Source organism: Vicinamibacteria bacterium (assembly GCA_035570235.1).
In the GTDB taxonomy this organism is placed as follows: domain Bacteria; phylum Acidobacteriota; class Vicinamibacteria; order Fen-336; family Fen-336; genus DATMML01.
This window is the reverse complement of sequence record DATMML010000120.1, coordinates 17,537-33,659: the sequence shown is the minus strand read 5'-3', so window position 1 is coordinate 33,659 and position 16,123 is coordinate 17,537. Positions and strand designations below refer to the sequence as shown.

At 68.5% G+C, this 16,123-nt stretch carries 13 protein-coding genes; 5 read left to right on the top strand and 8 right to left on the bottom strand.

The features are described 5' to 3' along the window. Positions 1 to 4: 4 nt before the first annotated feature. From VN461_21445 to VN461_21435, 3 genes are all read right to left on the bottom strand, one after another. Positions 5 to 667, bottom strand: coding sequence for a ribonuclease H-like domain-containing protein (locus VN461_21445; protein ID HXB57343.1), 663 nt, complete (start codon positions 665 to 667; stop codon positions 5 to 7). Positions 668 to 884: 217 nt separating this feature from the next. Next, the gene (locus VN461_21440; GenBank protein ID HXB57342.1) at positions 885 to 2,348 is read right to left on the bottom strand and encodes an FAD-binding oxidoreductase; all 1,464 of its coding nucleotides are present in this window, start codon (positions 2,346 to 2,348) and stop codon (positions 885 to 887) included. After that, positions 2,345 to 3,100 carry an SDR family NAD(P)-dependent oxidoreductase gene (locus VN461_21435; protein HXB57341.1) on the bottom strand — a complete coding sequence of 252 codons (756 nt, stop codon included), beginning with the start codon at positions 3,098 to 3,100 and terminating at the stop codon, positions 2,345 to 2,347. Before VN461_21435 ends, VN461_21440 begins: the two co-directional genes overlap by 4 nt. Here VN461_21435 and VN461_21430 point away from each other — a divergent pair. Next, a complete protein-coding gene (locus VN461_21430; protein HXB57340.1) occupies positions 3,099 to 4,061 on the top strand; it encodes a bile acid:sodium symporter in 963 nt (320 codons plus the stop codon). The two genes, VN461_21435 and VN461_21430, sit on opposite strands and share 2 nt — an antisense overlap. A 127-nt stretch (positions 4,062 to 4,188) precedes the next feature. Continuing rightward, the gene (locus VN461_21425; protein HXB57339.1) at positions 4,189 to 4,482 is read left to right on the top strand and encodes a hypothetical protein; all 294 of its coding nucleotides are present in this window, start codon (positions 4,189 to 4,191) and stop codon (positions 4,480 to 4,482) included. A gap of 238 nt (positions 4,483 to 4,720) precedes the next feature. Here the strand turns inward: VN461_21425 and VN461_21420 are convergent, their stop codons facing one another. The 3 genes from VN461_21420 to VN461_21410 all read right to left on the bottom strand — a co-directional run bounded on the left by VN461_21420 (position 4,721) and on the right by VN461_21410 (position 8,313). Further along, a complete protein-coding gene (locus tag VN461_21420; protein HXB57338.1) occupies positions 4,721 to 5,293 on the bottom strand; it encodes a hypothetical protein in 573 nt (190 codons plus the stop codon). A 233-nt stretch (positions 5,294 to 5,526) separates the two neighbouring features. Beyond that, positions 5,527 to 6,891: a sigma-54 dependent transcriptional regulator gene (locus VN461_21415; GenBank protein HXB57337.1), complete on the bottom strand. Its 1,365-nt coding sequence runs from the start codon at positions 6,889 to 6,891 to the stop codon at positions 5,527 to 5,529. A 42-nt stretch (positions 6,892 to 6,933) separates the two neighbouring features. Beyond that, a complete protein-coding gene (locus VN461_21410; GenBank protein ID HXB57336.1) occupies positions 6,934 to 8,313 on the bottom strand; it encodes an ATP-binding protein in 1,380 nt (459 codons plus the stop codon). Positions 8,314 to 8,401: 88 nt separating this feature from the next. Between VN461_21410 and VN461_21405 the strand changes: the two genes are divergently transcribed. Next, positions 8,402 to 9,904, top strand: coding sequence for an HD domain-containing phosphohydrolase (locus VN461_21405; protein ID HXB57335.1), 1,503 nt, complete (start codon positions 8,402 to 8,404; stop codon positions 9,902 to 9,904). Between the two features lie 78 nt (positions 9,905 to 9,982). Here VN461_21405 and VN461_21400 read toward each other — a convergent pair whose 3' ends face one another. Together VN461_21400 and VN461_21395 are read right to left on the bottom strand one after the other, a co-directional pair. After that, positions 9,983 to 10,666 carry a response regulator gene (locus VN461_21400; protein ID HXB57334.1) on the bottom strand — a complete coding sequence of 228 codons (684 nt, stop codon included), beginning with the start codon at positions 10,664 to 10,666 and terminating at the stop codon, positions 9,983 to 9,985. Between the two features lie 341 nt (positions 10,667 to 11,007). After that, a complete protein-coding gene (locus VN461_21395; protein HXB57333.1) occupies positions 11,008 to 12,897 on the bottom strand; it encodes a TonB family protein in 1,890 nt (629 codons plus the stop codon). 468 nt (positions 12,898 to 13,365) lie between these two features. Between VN461_21395 and VN461_21390 the strand changes: the two genes are divergently transcribed. Together VN461_21390 and VN461_21385 are read left to right on the top strand one after the other, a co-directional pair. Then, positions 13,366 to 15,648, top strand: a complete 2,283-nt coding sequence (locus VN461_21390; GenBank protein ID HXB57332.1) for a PQQ-binding-like beta-propeller repeat protein — start codon at positions 13,366 to 13,368, stop codon at positions 15,646 to 15,648. Beyond that, the gene (locus VN461_21385; GenBank protein ID HXB57331.1) at positions 15,645 to 16,082 is read left to right on the top strand and encodes a carboxypeptidase-like regulatory domain-containing protein; all 438 of its coding nucleotides are present in this window, start codon (positions 15,645 to 15,647) and stop codon (positions 16,080 to 16,082) included. The genes VN461_21390 and VN461_21385 overlap by 4 nt, the downstream gene beginning before the upstream one ends. The last annotated feature ends 41 nt before the right edge of the window (positions 16,083 to 16,123 follow it).

Genomic DNA, 16,123 nt, shown 5'->3' with positions numbered 1-16,123 from the left:
CCGGTCAGTGCTCGAAGACCTCCAAGTACCCCATCAGATCCAGCCGGGCCAAGACGGGAATCACCCGGAAGCAGTCCCGGGCCAGCTCGCCTCGCCCCTCGCGCTCGAGCATCGCCTCCAGGCGGTCCATGAGGGGCAGGAGGAGGGTGACGTCGGAGATCGCGTAGCGCACCTGCTCGGGGGCGAGGGCGGGGGTCGACCAGTCGGTGTGGCGAGCCGTCTTGTCCAGCTCGACGTCCAGCAGCTCCAGAAGATTGTCCTTTAGGCCGTGGCGATCGGTGTAGGTCCGGACGAGCTTGCTCACCGTGCGCGTGCAGTAAAGGGGGAACACGTCGATGCCCAGGTGGTGGCGAAGGGTCGCCACGTCGAAGCGGGCGAAGTGGAAGACCTTCAGGACGCGGGGGTCCTCGAGGAGTCGCTTCAGGCGGGGGGCGCGGGCCTCCAGGGGGCGGGCGGGGGAGAGGGCCTCGCGTGGAATCTGCACCAGGGCGGCCCGCCCCGCGCGATCGCAGAGCTGGACCAGGCACAGGCGGTCGCGGAGAGGGTTCAAACCCATGGTCTCCGTGTCCACGGCCAGGGCCGGGCTCTGCGAGTAAGCCTGGAGCAGGTCCTCCGTGAGGTCGCCGCGCACAATCTCCGGCGTCACCTCGGGGGGCGGATGCGGCATGGCTATCCCTCCGCGCGCATGTTAGCACTTCGACGCCCGCGGCTCGCTCGGGTCGCCGGATGGCCTCGGGGGTCCTCCCCGCGGGGAGAGCCCGGCACCCAGGGTGGCGCGGTCGACTATACGACTTCCCGCTCCGCGCTCTCTCCCGCGAGGGCCACGGGGCGAGGCGGGTCGCGCTTTTTCCGGCCACCGCCGGCGGGGTCGCCGCCGGCGAGGATCAGACCGGAAAGATGCGCCGGTAGAGGTCCGTCTCCAGAAGCCCCTCCGGGTCGCACTCCCTCTTGAGGGCCAGGAACCTCCGGACCCGCTCCTCCTCCAGGTACGGCCGCAGACCGGCGTGGCTGAGCGTAGAGTCCTTGGCGAAGTAGAAGCGCCCCCCCGCTTCCACCACCGCCCGGTCCAGGTCGGCGGTCAGGGCCCACAGGCTCTTCGCCCCCGCGGCCGTGACCGGAAAGTCGAGAGCGAGGGAGAAACCGTCGAGGGCGTGGGTCATGAGGAACGCGTCGGGCCGGTGGCGCTTGAGGACGGCCAGGTACGGCACGTGGCCCCGCTTCTGGCACAGGTCGAGCTGGGCCCCGAAGACCGCGGCCGCCCGCTCCGCGGGGATGAAGCTCTGGTACTGGATAAGGCCACCGGGGGCGTAGGCGAGCCGCCAGTCCGGCACGTAGTCGAGGAGGAAGGCGAAGGCCGCGTGGGACTGGCGGTAGGAGCGGCGGGAGGAGATCCGGCTGGAGTGGTGCTTCACGGCATTGACGAGCCGTAAGCCGGGGTGGTTGACGAGGGGCCGCATCAGGCGCCAGAGGGCCGCCTTGGGGAAGACTCCGAACAGCGTCGCGGGCAGCTCTTGGTGGGAGGCGCGCAGGGTGCGGCCGGGCTCGGGGTCCTCGCCGGGGGCGAGTTGGTTGGCCTGATGGACGAGCCCGCGGCCGCGCTGCCGTCCCGCTACGAAGGCGTCCACCCAGCCCACGAGGTAGTCGGCCCGGTCCTTGCGCTCCTCGAAGACCGCGATCATCTCTCCCAGGTTTCGAACCGAGATCGGCTCCACGGAGAGGAGACCCGAGTGGACCCGCTTCAGCTGCAGGGTGAGGCTCAGGAAGCAGCCCAGCATCCCAAAGCCGCCGATGGCGGCGTGGAAGAGCTCGGCTTCGCGCTCGCGGCTACAGCGCCGGATCTCGCCCCTGGGGAGCAGGAGCTCAAAATCCAAGATGTGGTCGCCGATGGGCCCCACCGCCCAGTTGTTCTTGCCGTGGATGTTCATGGCCGCGCAGCCACCCAAGGTGGGGAACATCGTTCCCGGCACCACCGCCGGCCACCAGCCATCCTCGATGGCGTGCCGCCAGAGCTGGCCGATCGTGACCCCCGGCTCCACGCGCGCCACCCCGGTGGCGGGGTTCCACTCGAGGATGTGGTCCATCCCGGTCAGGTCCAAGACGATCCGTTCCGCGTTAAGGGACGCATCGCCGTAGCTGCACCCCGCCCCCCGCAGGCCCAAGGAGACGCCGCTCGCGCGGGCGGTCTCCAGAACCTCCCGCAGCCCATCCTGGGTGCGGGGGCGATAGACGTAGCCCATCGCGCTCGAGGACAGGCCCCACGCCCAGAGCCGCTCCAGGCGCTCTGCGGGCAGGGCAGCGGGGGTGGCCGCCCGGAGGGAGAGGGGGGGGAGAGGGACGCGTGCGCTCACACGTCGAGGCGGCTGAAGACGAGGGAGGGGATCCGGCGCAGCGCGAACATGATCGGGCGCCAGGCGGGGGGCACGTAGGCCATGACCGCGCGGCGCCGCGCGGCCGCCAGGATCAGTTCCGCGGCGCGGTCGGCAGAGATCAGGAGGGGCCGCCGTTCCACACCCTGACTCATGGGGGTGTCGACGGGCCCCGGCTTGACCGTCACCACCGTAACGCCCCGGCGGCGGAGACGGTTGCGCAGCGCCTCCAGGTAGGTGTCGAGCGCCGCCTTGGAAGCGCAATAGGCCGGCTGGCCCCTGCGCCCGCGGTCGCCGGAGACGGAAGAGATGCCCACGATCGTGCCCTCGCCCGCGCGGGCAAAGCGCTGGGCGGCTTCATTCAGCCAGGCCATGGCCCCCAGCACGTTCACCTCGATGATCTGGCGGTCCTTCTCGAAGGCGTACTCGTCCTCCGCCACCGGGGGCATGACCCCCGCCGAGTAGATGATCAGGTCCAGGCCGCCGAGGTCCCGGCAGATCCGTTGGAACAGCGCCGGGATGTCCGGGGCGCTCGTGACGTCGTGGGCATAGGCGCGGGCGCGCCCGGGATCACCTGCGGCCGACCCGATCTCGGCGACCAGGGCCAGAAGCGCATCCTCCCGCCGGGCCACGAGGGCCAATCGGCACCCTTGGCGGGAGAGCCGTCGCGCGAGGGCCGCGCCTATGCCCGAGGAGGCCCCCACGACGATCGCGCGCGTCCAGGAGGAGGACATGAGTCCTGAGTGTAACCCATCGCCCGCGGGTGGAGACGGCGGGGGTTATACTCCGGCTCCTGTGCTCAAGGTGCTCGTGGAGGTCGGGGTTCCCGCGGCCACCTTCCTCTTGATGACGCTCGTGGGGCTGGAGCTGACCGCCGCCGATTTCCGTCGGGTCGCTCTCTATCCGGGTACCGTGGTGGCCGCCACCCTGGGGCAGGTTCTCGTGCTGCCCCTCTTGGTCTCGGGCCTCATCGTGGCCATGGGCCCGCCGCCCGCGATCGCGGCGGGGATGATTCTCATGGCCGCCTGTCCCCCCGCCATCCTGTCCAGCGTCTACATCTCTCTCGCCGGAGCGGACACCGCGCTCGGGGTGACGCTGACCGCGGTCTTCGACGTCCTATCGGTCGTATCGCTACCCCTTGTGCTCGCCGGCGGTCTCTCCTGGCAGGCCATCCACCCCTCTGGGATCCGGCCCCCCATATTGATAATGATGGGCCAGCTGCTCTTTCTCCTGCTTCTGCCGACGGGGGTGGGCATGCTCTGGAGGCGGCGATTCCCGGAGGCGGTTAAAAGGCATCGACCCTTCTTGCAGGGCGTGAGCCTGGGGGGGCTCATCGCCCTCGTCGGGGGCTTCCTCTGGAGCCAGGTTCGTTTCCTGGCCGGCGCGTTCTGGGACACCGCCGCGGCGGCCGGTCTCTTCACCGGGCTCGCCCTCCTGAGCGGGTGGGCGGTTGCGCGGATTTGCGGCGTGGGGAGGGGGGCGCGCCTGGCCGTGGCTTTCGTCTTCGCCTCCCGCAGCGTTGCCGTCGCGATCGTGGTGGCGGTCACGCTCTTGAAACGCCCCGAATTCCTTCTCTTCGCGACCGTCTTCTTCTTGACCCACACGGCGCTCATGCTCGTGGCCGTCGCCGTCGTGCGGTGGAATTCCTCCCGAGCCGCCCGGGCGCCCTTGCCGAATCAGGAGCTTAGCCCTTAGGTCCATCACCATAACTAATTGATATTATGGTTGTTGTTGGTCCGCGGGCCGCTGGCCCGCCTCCTGCAATTCAATCCTGCGAGCACGGCCACAAGGGGTCCGGGCTCGAACAGGTTTGGAGGCGGACATGGCAACGCAGGGAGTGGGCCTCGCCAGCTACAACGCGCGTGCGAAATGGGCGAGGGTACGGATCGAGGCCGAGGACGGCGTGTACGTTGGGCAGGTGTTCGTGCCGGAGAACAAGAAACGGCTGAGCGACGTGCTCTGCGATGATCGGCCGTTTCTCAATATGACGGAGGTCACGATCAATGATTCCCAGATCGTCGAGCCCTTCGTGGCCTTGAACAAGCGCTACATCAAGGCCGTGCGTGTGCTTCAGGAAGGCAGCGCGGACGCGGTGCCGATGCGCCAGCGGAACTGACCCACTCGCGTCGCACCGAGACGTGCCTGCGGTCGGCCGGCGCCCGACCCCCTTCCTATACGGCCGGCGGCGATCCTTGGCCGTCGGGTTCCCGTGTCTTTCCCCACCCTTGAAGGCCGCGCTCCCCGCAGCCCGGGAAGAGTACGCCTGGGCCTGCCGGATCACTGCCCACCGGAAGGGGGAGCCGGTCACGGATTTTCCCCCCCCGCAAGGGGAGCCCGCTCCGGGAGGGATGCGGCTAAGCCTGGGCCACTGCCAGCGCGATCCAGACCGACAGCCCCCCGGATTCCTGACGCTCCAACATGAAGGCGCCGCCGATTCCCGCCAGGAGCGCCCTCACGCGGCGGAAGCGCGGGTCCTCGGCCGGACTGGGGTAGACGTCGGGGGACGTCGCCGTCACCGTGCCCTCTCTGTGGGCCATCTCGACGATGATCCGGTCCCCGACAGGACGAGCGTCGATGCTGAGGACGCCACCCTCGTACACGTTCTCCAGCACCCGACGGGCCAGGATGCGCAGGACCTCATTCGCAGTCAGCCAGCCCGCGTGCACCCGGACGGCAGACGGGGGGAGGCTCAGCTCTACGCGGATCCCATGCCGAGCCAGCTCGGTCAGCGGTTTCAGGGATTCCCGGATGAGGGCGCCGATCTCGGCTGTCTCGGTTGGGGCCTGGATGACGCTCGGGAGCCCCCGGAGGTATTCAGGGAACTGCCGAGCGCTTGAAGGCCGGCTCTCGGCCTTGTACGACTCCTCAGCGGGAGGCGACGGCTCCACGCCCGCCTGAGGCTGGGCAAGTGCTAGGGAGGAGGTCATTTGGCCCACCCGAGGCTGTGAGACCGACGGTCACCGGCGCTTTCCAACATTGTGGAACCCTCCTTCTGGGGGCTGAGATTGCCCCGACGCCTTCCTTGAAGGGCAACACCGGTGCCAGTGGGGGAGGGGGTGGGAAGAACCTTAAAATGTGTGAGTTGGCGTACGTTGGGGGGCGGCCTGGGGTCCGGGGACCCGGGCATTCCTCCCTTGGCTCGGGAAGGATTCCTGAGAGCCTAGCCCTCCTGGTCGTCGCCCTTCTTGCGCACCTGGTCTTGGCTCAGCTTGTTGTAGAGAGTCTTTGGATCGATGCCGAGAGCCCGGGCCGTCTTCCCACGGTGCCCCTGGTGCTGCTCGAGCACGGTCGCAATGTACTCGCGTTCCATCTCCGCCAGCGTGAGTTCGGTGCGCACCGCGGGAGCCTTCCAGTCCGGCGTCCGAACGTCCAGCGGGAGGTCGTCGGGTTCTATGGTGTCTTTGGCACAAAGCACCACCGCCCGTTGGATCGCCATCGACAGCTCGCGGATGTTCCCCGGCCAGGAATAGGCCTTCAGCAGCTCAAGGGTTTTCGCGCTGAGCTTCTTCTTGCCCGCGAAGCGGTCCACGAAGTGACGGGCCAGGAGCGGGATGTCCTCGCGGCGGTCGCGCAGGGCGGGAAGCTGGAGGCTGACGCCGTTCAGGCGGTAGTAGAGGTCCTCGCGGAACCGTCCCTCGTGCATCTCCTCCTTGAGGTTCCGATTCGTGGCGGAGACGATCCGGACGTCGGAGCGCACCGGACGTGTCCCCCCCACGCGCAGGAACTCCTTGGTCTCCAGGACCCGGAGGAGCTTGACCTGGACCGACAGCGGCGCCTCCCCGACCTCATCCAGCAGGAGCACGCCCCGGTCCGCGAGCTCGAAGAGGCCGGGCTTGCGCGCGATCGCGCCCGTGAAGGATCCTTTCTCGTGCCCGAAGAGCTCGCTCTCCAGGAGGCTCTCCGGCACGGCCGCGCAATTGATGGCCAAGAACGGGAGCCCCGCCCGGGGGCTCCTTTCGTGGATGGCGCGGGCGATGAGCTCCTTGCCCGTCCCGCTCTCTCCTTGGATGAGCACGGGGATGTCGGAGGGCGCCACCCGGCCCACCGTGGCCAGGACCTCCTTCATGGCGGGATCCTCGGTGACCAGGCCCTGGGCGGGGTCCTGGCGCTTGAGCCGCTCCCGCAGGGAGAGGTTTTCCCGCCGCAGACGGGCTTTCTCCGCGGCCTTGGCCACCCGAACCTCCAACTCCTCCATCCGCGCCGGCTTGGTGAGGTAGTCGTAGGCCCCCAGTTTCATGGCCTCGATGGCGGTCGAGACCGCGGCGTACCCGGTGAGGACGATGGATTCCGTGGGCAGCTCCTCCTCCGCGATGTGCTTGAGGAGCTCGATCCCGCTGCCGTCGGGGAGGATGAGGTCCACGAGGGCAACGTCGAACTCCCACTGCTTGAGCTGCTCGAAGCCGTCCGCGACGGTGTGGGCGGGCACGGTGTGGCAACCCCGGGCGCGCAGCTCCTCGCAGACGACTTCCGAGAGGGCCTTGTCGTCCTCCAGGACCAGCACCCGCGCCGACTGCATCTCCGCCATCGCTACCCTCGCATCGGAACGCGCTGCTTCCCGGTGGGGATCTTACCCCTGATTGCCCGGCGCTTTTCTGGCCGTGGGCAGGACCATGGCGAACCGCGTGCCCCTCCCGACCTCGCTCTCCACGCGGATCTCGCCTCCATGGCCGGCCACGATACCGTGGCAGACGGCCAGGCCCAAGCCCGTCCCCTGCCCGAGCGGCTTGGTGGTGAAGAAGGGGCTGAAAATCTTGGGCAGATTCTCGGTCGGGATCCCCACCCCGTCGTCGGTCACGGAGAGGGAGACGCCGTGATCGCCGTCCTGCCGCGTCTCGACCACCACGTGGCCCCCGGCCGAGGTCGCGTCCAGGGCGTTCATGAGCAGGGCGATGAGAACCTGCCGGATCTGGCCGTCGTCGGCCTCGATATGCCGCAGGTCGGGGTCGAGCCGGAGGGAGAGCGTCACCTGCTTGAGCCGCATCTGGTGATCCACGAGCTCGGTCGCCCTCTCCGCGAGGGCGTTCAGGTCCGTGATGCGCACCTCCGGCTTGCGGCTGCGGCTGAAATCCAGAAGGGCGCCGATGATCTTCTTGCAGCGGAAGATCTCCTCGTCGATCGTCTTCAGGTAGCGCGGAAAGTTCTTGAAGGTGTCAATGGCGAGCAGGCGGGGGTCCTGGGCGTTCTGGAGGAGACTCTCCGCCCGCAGGGCCATGGAGGCGAGTGGGGTGTTGATCTCGTGGGCGACGCCCGCGGCGAGTTGGCCGACATCGGCCAGCCGGACGGCCTGGAGGAGGCGCTCCTGGTTCTCCTTGAACTCGCTCACGTCCTTGAGGATCACGACCAGCCCCCGGCGGCCGTCCGCCTCGCCGAGCAGGGGAGAGGTCGTCACCTGCAGGGTGCCCTCGAGCTTCATGAAGCGCGTCTCCTCGGTGCGGGGCCGACCGTCGGCGAGGCTCAAGGCGATAGGGTCGGGGAAACCGGGCCGAGGCTCGCCCAGGACCTCGCGGTAGGGGGAGGAGATGATCTCGCGGATCGAGCAGCCGAGGACGCGGGCCAGGCCCAGGTTGGCCCGCACCAGCAAGCCCCCGCCGTCCACCAGCGCCACCGGATCCACGATGGCGTCGAATGTCCCCTCCCACTCGCGCTTGGCCTCGATCAGGGTGTGCACGAACCGGGTGTGGGGATGCTCTTCGTCAAGGGGGCCCATGAAGAGGGTGACGGGCGGCGGGGAGGGCAGACCAGCCACCTCGGTCACGGTCTTGGGGGCATCCTTGGGCTCGCTAAAGATGAGGGTCAGAACCGGGTGCTCGGGGAGCAGGGCGGAGAGTTCCTCGCCGTGGACAACTCGGAAGCCGCGCGCTCCCAAGACAGAGGCCCAGCTGCGGGAGTCGGTCCCCTCGCCCACGATCGCTACTACAAGGCCCTCGGGCTTCGCCGCGGCGGCCACGGCGAGAGTCTAGCACACGCTTCTCCGGCCTCGTTGTTGACACTCCTGGGGAAAGGCGCCTAGGATCCGGAGCAGGTATCAAGCGTCCATGGGCCTGCCTCCTTCTCGAATCCTCGTGGTGGATGACGAGCCGTCCTTTGGCGGCCTGGTGGCCGAGGTCTTGACGGAGAGGGGCTTCGAAACGGTCTCTCTCACCGATCCTCTCGAGGCCCTGGAGAGAGCGCGCGACGGGTCGTTTGCGGCCGCGGTCCTCGACCTCATCATGCCCAAGATGGGCGGCCTCGAGCTGGCGGACGGGATCCGTGGCGTGAGCCCCGACACCCAGATCCTGATCCTGACCGGGCACGGGGACATGGATTCCGCGATCGAGGGAATCCGCCATGGCGTGTTCGACTACATCGGCAAGGCCAACCTGCAGGTGGCCCGGCTGGAGCGCTCGGTCCGTCAAGCCGTGGAGCGATGGCGCCTGTTGCGCGAGAACCGCGAGCTCCTGGAGCGGCTGAGTCGCTCCAACCGGCACCTGCGGGCCCTCCTCGACGTGGGTGTCGTTCTCACGGGTGAGCCCCATCTCGATCGGCTCCTGGCCGGGCTGGTGGCCTCCGCCAAGGAGCTGTGCGGGGCGGCGGCGGGGCGGGCCCTGCTCTTCGAGCCCATGGCGGAAGGGGGGATGAGGGTGCAGCTGGCGGTGGGGGAGGGGAGCGACTCCCTGCCTGCGGCGCGGCTGGGTGAGCAGGAGGGAATCGCCACCCTGGTCGCGGGAACGGGGGAGACGGTGCTTCTGGCGCGTGCCCAGGACCACCCCCGCTACTCCGTTCGCTGTGATGAGATGCCCTTGGACCGGCCGGGATTCGTTTGCGCGGGCCTTCACCACGGAGGGATCCGCGGCGCCCTGACCATCGCGGGGGCGAAGAGCGGCGCCTTCGGACCCGAGGAGCGGGATCTGCTCGCGAGTCTGGCCCGCCAGGCCGCGGTCGCCATCGAGAACGCGCTCGCCCAGGAGCGGGCCATCAACTTCTTCACCCACACCTCGGAGATTCTGGTCTCGGTCATGGAGGGGATGGACATCTTTCCCCCTGGACACTCGCGGGGGGTGGCCGCCCTCTCCGACATGGTGACCCGGCGCCTGGGCATGACGGACGCGGAGCGGCGCAGCGTGCATTTCGCGGGCCTGCTCCACGACATAGGGAAGATCCGTCTCGACCCCGCCATCCTGAAGTCGCCGAACTATGCTTCTCCGGAGGTCCGCCGCCACATCCAGCAACATCCCGCCCTGGGCGCCGAGCTCCTGAAGCCGATCACGGTCTGGGCGGACATCCTGCCCATGATCCACGGCCACCACGAGTGGTGGAACGGCAAAGGCTACCCCCGGAGCCTGAGCGGCGAGGAGATCCCCTTGGGCGCGCGGGTGGTGGCGGTGGCGGAGGCCTTCGACGCGATGACGCGGGGCACGCCCTACGGCCGGAAGCGATCGTCGGAGGATGCCCTCAACGAGATCCAAGCCTTCGCGGGGACGCAGTTCGATCCCAAGATCGCGCGGGTCTTCGTGGCGGAGTACCGGGTCCACGGGGAGGAGATCACCTCCCGCGGCTAAGCCCGCGGCCTCTGGCACCTTGTCGTCAGCCCGTGGCCTTGGCCGGTGGCGCCGGTCCCGCCCGACCCACCAGCGTCCCTACCCGGTCGAGCACTGGGCCCATTCCGGCGGCTCACCCAGGTGCCTTCGGAGGAGGGCTCGCAGCGCCTCGAATTCCAGGGGCTTGGTCACGTACTCGTCGACCTTGAACTTCTTGTAGGCTTCCATCGCGTACATGACGTTCGGGTAGAGGACGGTCATGACCACGACGCGGATGCGCGCGGTCTCGGGGTCGGCCTTGATATGACCGCACATCTCCCGCCCGTCCAGCCCGGGGATGAGGGCGTCGGTGAGGATCAGGTCCGGCTGGTACTCCTTGGCGAGGAGCAGGGCTTCCTCGCCGTTAGTGCCCCGGATCATCCCGAAGCCCAGGCTCTGGATCGCCCGGCTCACCACCCTCCGGATCTGCGGTTCGTTGTCCACGAGCAACACGAGCGGCCGCATGAGCTGGCTCGGGTGCGGGTTCCTCTCGGGGGCCCCTTCGGGCGTCTGCTCCGCGAGCGGCAGATCCCACAGGCCTCCGGGGGCGTCGATCCAGAAGCTCCGCTTGTATGCGGGCGGGGCCGCGCAGAAGCACGTCCGGCAGCTCGGGCAGACGAGGGTGCGCCCCACGGCGGCGCAGGAGCACCAGTGCGTGTCGAAGGCGTCAAAAGGAGCGTGGCAATTGTGACAGGAGACCGAGTATGTTCTTGTTGGTCCGCCCGCCGTGGGAAATCCTGGCATCGTTAGTCTCCAATGCGTCCGCGGCTCTCTCCCCGGCCGACCCGGAGAGCAGCCCTTCTCACTACTGGGCAGTTGCACAGGCCATGCCGGACCCCAGCAAGAAGCCATCTCGTTCGTGGGAAAGCACTTCGCCTTCCAGACCCCTCCTGCACATGTCCGGAAACCGGAAAGGCCACGTCCGGCTCCGGACCAACCGGCTCACGCCTGTCCGTGGCGGGCCGGAACGCGAAGCTTGATCTTGAGTTCCCTGGACTTCACTGGGACCCACGGAGGGAAATGGGGGAGGGGCCGATCGGTTCCGATCCTGGATCCGGCGTAGGCCCGCCCGTCAGGGCGACTGGTTACGGGAAGGTAGTCTCCGCGCGGGTCTGGCGTCCGCCCTCGAAGTCCTGTTGGACGCGGACGCGGGTTTGGACCTTGACCCCGTTCTTTTCCGCCGTAGCGTAGCGCCACGTGCGGACGGCGGCGAGGACGGCATCATCCAGGGCCGCTCCCGCCGACTCCACGACTCGAAGGTCGGTGGGCTCTCCCCGAGTGGTGATCGTCATCTCGACCGCAACCGTGCCCCGCAGCTTGAGCTTTCGGGCGGGCTCGGGGTAGGGGGCGCTCTCCCCCGAGATCTTCCGCGGAGGCGTCACGTCCGGCCCCGGTTCCAAGAAGTCCCCCTCGTGGACCCACCCCAAGCTCCTCAAGTGCGCGCTCGGCGGCGCGTTGCCTGGTTCGGGCTGGAGCCTGCCGAGAAGGGGCATCCGGTCGCCAGCACTCGCCTGGACGGCCTCAAACCAGGGCGCGAAACCCTTGAGCGTGAGCTCCACCCCATGCTTGCCCGGGGACACGGAGAGGGTGGTGATGGGCGTTGTTCCCCGGGGGTGGCCATCAACGAACACGAGGGCTCCATCGGGCGCCGAACGGATTTGGAGGATGGCATTCGCCGGCTGCAGATTGAAGCGCAGAGGCACGGCGAACGCTCCCGCGGGCACGTCCAAGGCCAACTCCCCGGAGGAGAACCCGGGGAGGGCGACCCGGACCGCGTGTCGGCCGGGGAGTACCCCCGAGAGAGTCAGTGGCGATAGTCCCCTCTTCGTATTGTCCACCCAGACCTGGGCGCCCACGGGGTCGGTCGTGATCTCAATGGCTCCGGTCAGGAGAGAAGAGGGCGACTCCGTGGACCGTCCGGCCGGACGCGGGGCGCGGAGCGCGATCAAAGCGACGGTCGCGGACAGAGCCAGGGCTGCCAGAAGGAGGGGCGGAAGGCGGTGTGACCACGCGGCAAAGCGGACGGCCGGCGTCCCGGGCGCACTCTCCGGCGCTCCCGGGGGCGCCTTGAGGTCATGAGTGGTGACATCGCCCACGGGAGGCACGTCCCCTTCCGGGAGAGAGGACTCGGCCGCCGCCATCGCGGAGACGACGTTGTCCGCACTCCGCCGGCCCAAAGCGGCCATGAAGGCGGTGGCATTCGCGTAGCGCACGCTCGGGTCCTTGGCGAGGGCTCGTCGAAACACGACGTCGTAGTGCCGGGGCAGAGCGGGGTTCCAGGAGGAGGGACAGACCGCTTCCGCGTTGACGATGGCATAAACGGTCTGGGCGATGGACTCTCCCTCGAACGGTCTTCTCCCCGTCAGCATCTCGTAGGCCACGACGGCGAAAGAGAAGAGGTCGGTGCGGGGCGAGGCCTTGCTGCTCGTAACCTGCTCGGGGGCCATGTAAGACGGCGAACCCACGAACTCCCCCGCGGTCGTGATCACCGTGGAGGAGAGGTGCGCGACGCCAAAATCCATGATCTTTGGGCGCCCATCGGGGAGGAGCATGATGTTTGATGGCTTAATGTCCCGGTGGATGATGCCCTTGCTGTGGGCGTGGTCGAGACCCTCGGCCACTAGGCCCAGGATGCGGAGCGCTTCCGGAAGCTCGAACGTCCCCGTCGGCCGGAGAAGGGAGGCCAGGGTTTGGCCTTCCAGCAGCTCCATGACGAAGTAGTCTTCGCCCACGTCGAAGATGGTGATGATGTGGGGATGGGCCAGGTTGCCGGCGGCTTGGGCTTCCCTTCGAAAGCGGTTCAGATAATCGTGGCCCCGGGAGCTCGACAGGTGCTCGCTCTTCAGGGTCTTGATGGCGACGATGCGCTGGGCCCTGGGGTCGAAGGCCCGATAGACCCGGCCCATGGACCCTTCGCCTACAAGGCCCTTGACCTGGTAGCGCCCGAAGTTAGTCGGCAGATGGCTCTCGGCCATTCCCAAACCGGGCCCGATCGGCTTCGGCGCGGGTTCGCGGTCGCCCTCATTGGGACTCGACACTGGCGCCTGCCCCACGTTGGTCAATACTGGCTGGACCACCCGCCGTCGGAGTGGCGGCGGGTCGCCGACGGGTGCTAAGTGTACCCCCACCCGCCCCACACTTCCTTCCGGGGTGCACAGCGTGGGCTTTTACCCTTTTGATTGAGGTTCTTGTTGCTGAGCAGGCCACGCGCCTGAACCCCCAACGGACCCTCCGGAGACAAGCCGAGTGTCCCTTGCAGGGCAGAACGCTTATTGGTAGGATCCTAATGGTCATTCCGTGAACAGTTTGCAGAAAGGGGCGGCCTGAGTCCGAGTGCCGCGGTCGCGGCGACCTGCCGGTGCGCCCCGCCCCTCGCCGCCTCGGGCCGGGCATCGCGGCAGCCACCCGGACGCCCCTCAACCCGGCTTCGAAGGGTCGTCGGCATGGGCTTGGCCTATTTCCTCTTCTCGGTTCTGGCGCAAATCCCTAGCGCCGATGCGCTGCCCCTGGGCCCGCAGGGGGCTCCGGGGGCCGCCGTGTCCCCAGCCCCGGTTGTCGACACGGGTCGGAGGCCGCGGCTGGCCTGGTTGGTGGACCTGGGAGCCGAGTCTCTCCGGGCCTCGCCCGCCGCGGCGGGGACGAGTGGGCGGCCTATAGAGGTCTCGGTCCCGGGTGCGGCCTACATCTTTACCCTGGGCCCCGACGGATCGCTGCAGAGACAGAAGCGGCTCGCCGTCGACGCATCGGCTCCCTACGGGGTCGCCTTCACGGACTCGGGCCTGGCTCTGGCGAGCAAAGAGGGCTCGATCGGCCTCTGGACCCTCTCTCCGCGTGCGGAGCTCTCCCTTCGGTGGCGCCGGGAGCTCGGCGAGCGAGCCAGTTCCGTGGGGTGGGACGGCGGCGATGCGGTCTTCGTGGCCACCTGGCGGAACCGGCTTCTGGGGTTGGGGGCCGCGGATGGTCGCCTGCTGTGGGCGGTCGACATCGGGGGCCGGGCGGAGGCTCCCGCGATCGTGGAGGGGGGAGATGTCTTCGTGGTCACGAGGGCCAAGGCCTTCCTTCGCATCGACGCCGCCACCGGCCGCGTCCGCTGGAAGGTGGGCCTGCCCGACCTCGCCGTGCATCCCCCGGTGCTCTTCGGGGAAAAGCCGCGGCTGGCGCTTTGCGGGACCGGGGACGGTCAGCTGATCGCCTACGACACGGCTACGGGCCGAGTTCACTGGTCCTCGGCCCTGCCCGGGAAGCTCGCGAGTGCTCCGTTTGTGGGCCCGGAGTCTGTGGCGGCCGTCACCGCGGAGGGGACGGTCCTTGCCTATTCTCCATCCGGGCAACCGCGCTGGACTCAGCCCGGCTCCTCCGAGGGCCCGGCGGCGCTCCTGCTGCAGTCGCCCGGCGGCGTGGCGCCGAGGCTCTTGGCGGTCTCCAAGGTGCTGGTAGGCCTGGACCTCGGCACGGGCACCAGGCTCGCGGACTATCCCAAGGCGGCGGCGGAGCAACTCAAGCGGCGGTTCGCCGACGCCATGCTTGAAGGCGAGAAAACCTACTCGGAGGGGGAGAAACAGGCTCTGATGGCGCAGGAGGCGTTCGATATCTCCGGTCCCCTCTTCGGGCCCGCTCGTCTGTTCGGACCGAATGTGGCTTTCGGCACCGAAGACGGCTGGGCGTACGTCTTCGACGCCGCGACGCTCCGCCCCCGTGGGCGGTATCGAGCCGGGCAAGGGTCCTCGGGCCTTCCTGTTCTGGCGTCCGGACGCGTCCTGGCCGTGGCCGGGGAGGAGATTTTCGGGCTCGACCCGTCTACGGGTCGCGTGGTCTGGAGGAGAATCCTCGGCGGCGACGCCGGTCCTGTGACGGGAGAAGGGACCCTGGGGGTGGTGGCGGGCGGACGCGTTCACGCCTTGAATCCCGTGGACGGCGTCCTCCAGTGGAGTCTTCGCGGTCGCTTTCGGTCGGTGGCCCCGCCCGCGGTGGGCGGGGACCCCAAAGCGGCCCCCTGGCTAGTGGACGATGGGGAGGGGAGCCTGCGGGCGGTGTGGCCCTCGGGGATCCTCGGGGGTGAGCCGTTGTCGGCAGGGGGAGACCTTCTTCCCGTGCGGTCCGCATCGGCCCGCTCCTGGGTGGCGGCGACCCGGCAGGGAAGCGTGTTCGAAGTTGCCTGGGAGCCCCCGCCGGTGGGGTCCCGCCCCTCCGAGGGTCGCCTCGTCAAGACCTGGGAAAAGAGCTTGGACGAGCGCCTGACGGAGATCCAGGTCGCGCGGGGGCGCATGGTGGTGCGCTCCGAAGCCGGTTACTTGGTGGGCTTGGACGAATACGGCCACGAGTCGTGGCGGCTGCACGTTTCCGGCGAGGATCGCTACGAGGTCATTCCGCAGTCGGCGTACCTCGTGATCATGGGCGCCACAGACGTCCGAGTCCACGATTGGGTCTCGGGGGAGATGAAGTTCCAGGGGAAGGTCGAATCGCCGGCCTTGGGAGCGGACATCAGGGGGAAGTCTCTCCTGTGGGTCGACCGCTCCGGAGGAGCCCACCGGGCCGATCTTCTAGAGGGCCGTCTCTTGGAGAGCGCGGACCTCGGCGAGCCCCTGGCCTCGGCCACGCGGGCGGGGAGCGGGTTCCTCGTGACCACGACCGCGGGTGAGTTGGGGCTAGTGGACATAGGGGACGGCGCGTCGAGCCCCCCTCAGGGCGGAGGGCAAGCTGGTGTCAAGAGAGGAGAAGGACAATGAGGCATAGGCTCCTGCACGCGGGCTGCGTTCTCACGATCCTCATGGGAAGCGGGGGTTGTGCGGCGCCACGCATCCTGGGCAAGGCGACCCTCGTTGATGAAAGCGGCGCCCCTCTTCCACCCCCCCCTGTCCCGGGGGTCACCCTCAACTTCATCAACCTCGGCGGGAAGATCGAGGAGTCGGTGGTCTCCGTCCAGACCGACGTCCAGGGGAAGTATCGTTCGCCGGAGCTCCCGCCCGGCAAGTACACGGTGGAGGCTGTTCTCCCCGGATTCGTGATCGGGAGGACAACGGTCTTGCTTGGAAAGCATGGGACTAAGGAAGCGCCCTTCGTTCTAAAGAAGATCCGCGAGTCCAAGGGTAAGTCGGTCAAGGAGAGTCAGGAGGAGAACATCCCTACCCCTGGAGAGGTGAAGATCAAGCCGCCCCTGTGAGTCCGAGGAACAAGCCCCGGAAAGAGGTGGTTGATCTCGCC

Coding starts and splice junctions, on each gene's coding strand:
- VN461_21405 (HXB57335.1), top strand. CDS start 8,402: ATGGGCCTGCCTCCTTCTCGAATCCTCGTGGTGGATGACGAGCCGTCC.
- VN461_21395 (HXB57333.1), bottom strand. CDS start 12,897: ATGGCCGAGAGCCATCTGCCGACTAACTTCGGGCGCTACCAGGTCAAG.
- VN461_21430 (HXB57340.1), top strand. CDS start 3,099: ATGAGTCCTGAGTGTAACCCATCGCCCGCGGGTGGAGACGGCGGGGGT.
- VN461_21390 (HXB57332.1), top strand. CDS start 13,366: ATGGGCTTGGCCTATTTCCTCTTCTCGGTTCTGGCGCAAATCCCTAGC.
- VN461_21425 (HXB57339.1), top strand. CDS start 4,189: ATGGCAACGCAGGGAGTGGGCCTCGCCAGCTACAACGCGCGTGCGAAA.
- VN461_21385 (HXB57331.1), top strand. CDS start 15,645: ATGAGGCATAGGCTCCTGCACGCGGGCTGCGTTCTCACGATCCTCATG.
- VN461_21420 (HXB57338.1), bottom strand. CDS start 5,293: ATGACCTCCTCCCTAGCACTTGCCCAGCCTCAGGCGGGCGTGGAGCCG.
- VN461_21445 (HXB57343.1), bottom strand. CDS start 667: ATGCCGCATCCGCCCCCCGAGGTGACGCCGGAGATTGTGCGCGGCGAC.
- VN461_21400 (HXB57334.1), bottom strand. CDS start 10,666: ATGCCAGGATTTCCCACGGCGGGCGGACCAACAAGAACATACTCGGTC.
- VN461_21435 (HXB57341.1), bottom strand. CDS start 3,100: ATGTCCTCCTCCTGGACGCGCGCGATCGTCGTGGGGGCCTCCTCGGGC.
- VN461_21415 (HXB57337.1), bottom strand. CDS start 6,891: ATGGCGGAGATGCAGTCGGCGCGGGTGCTGGTCCTGGAGGACGACAAG.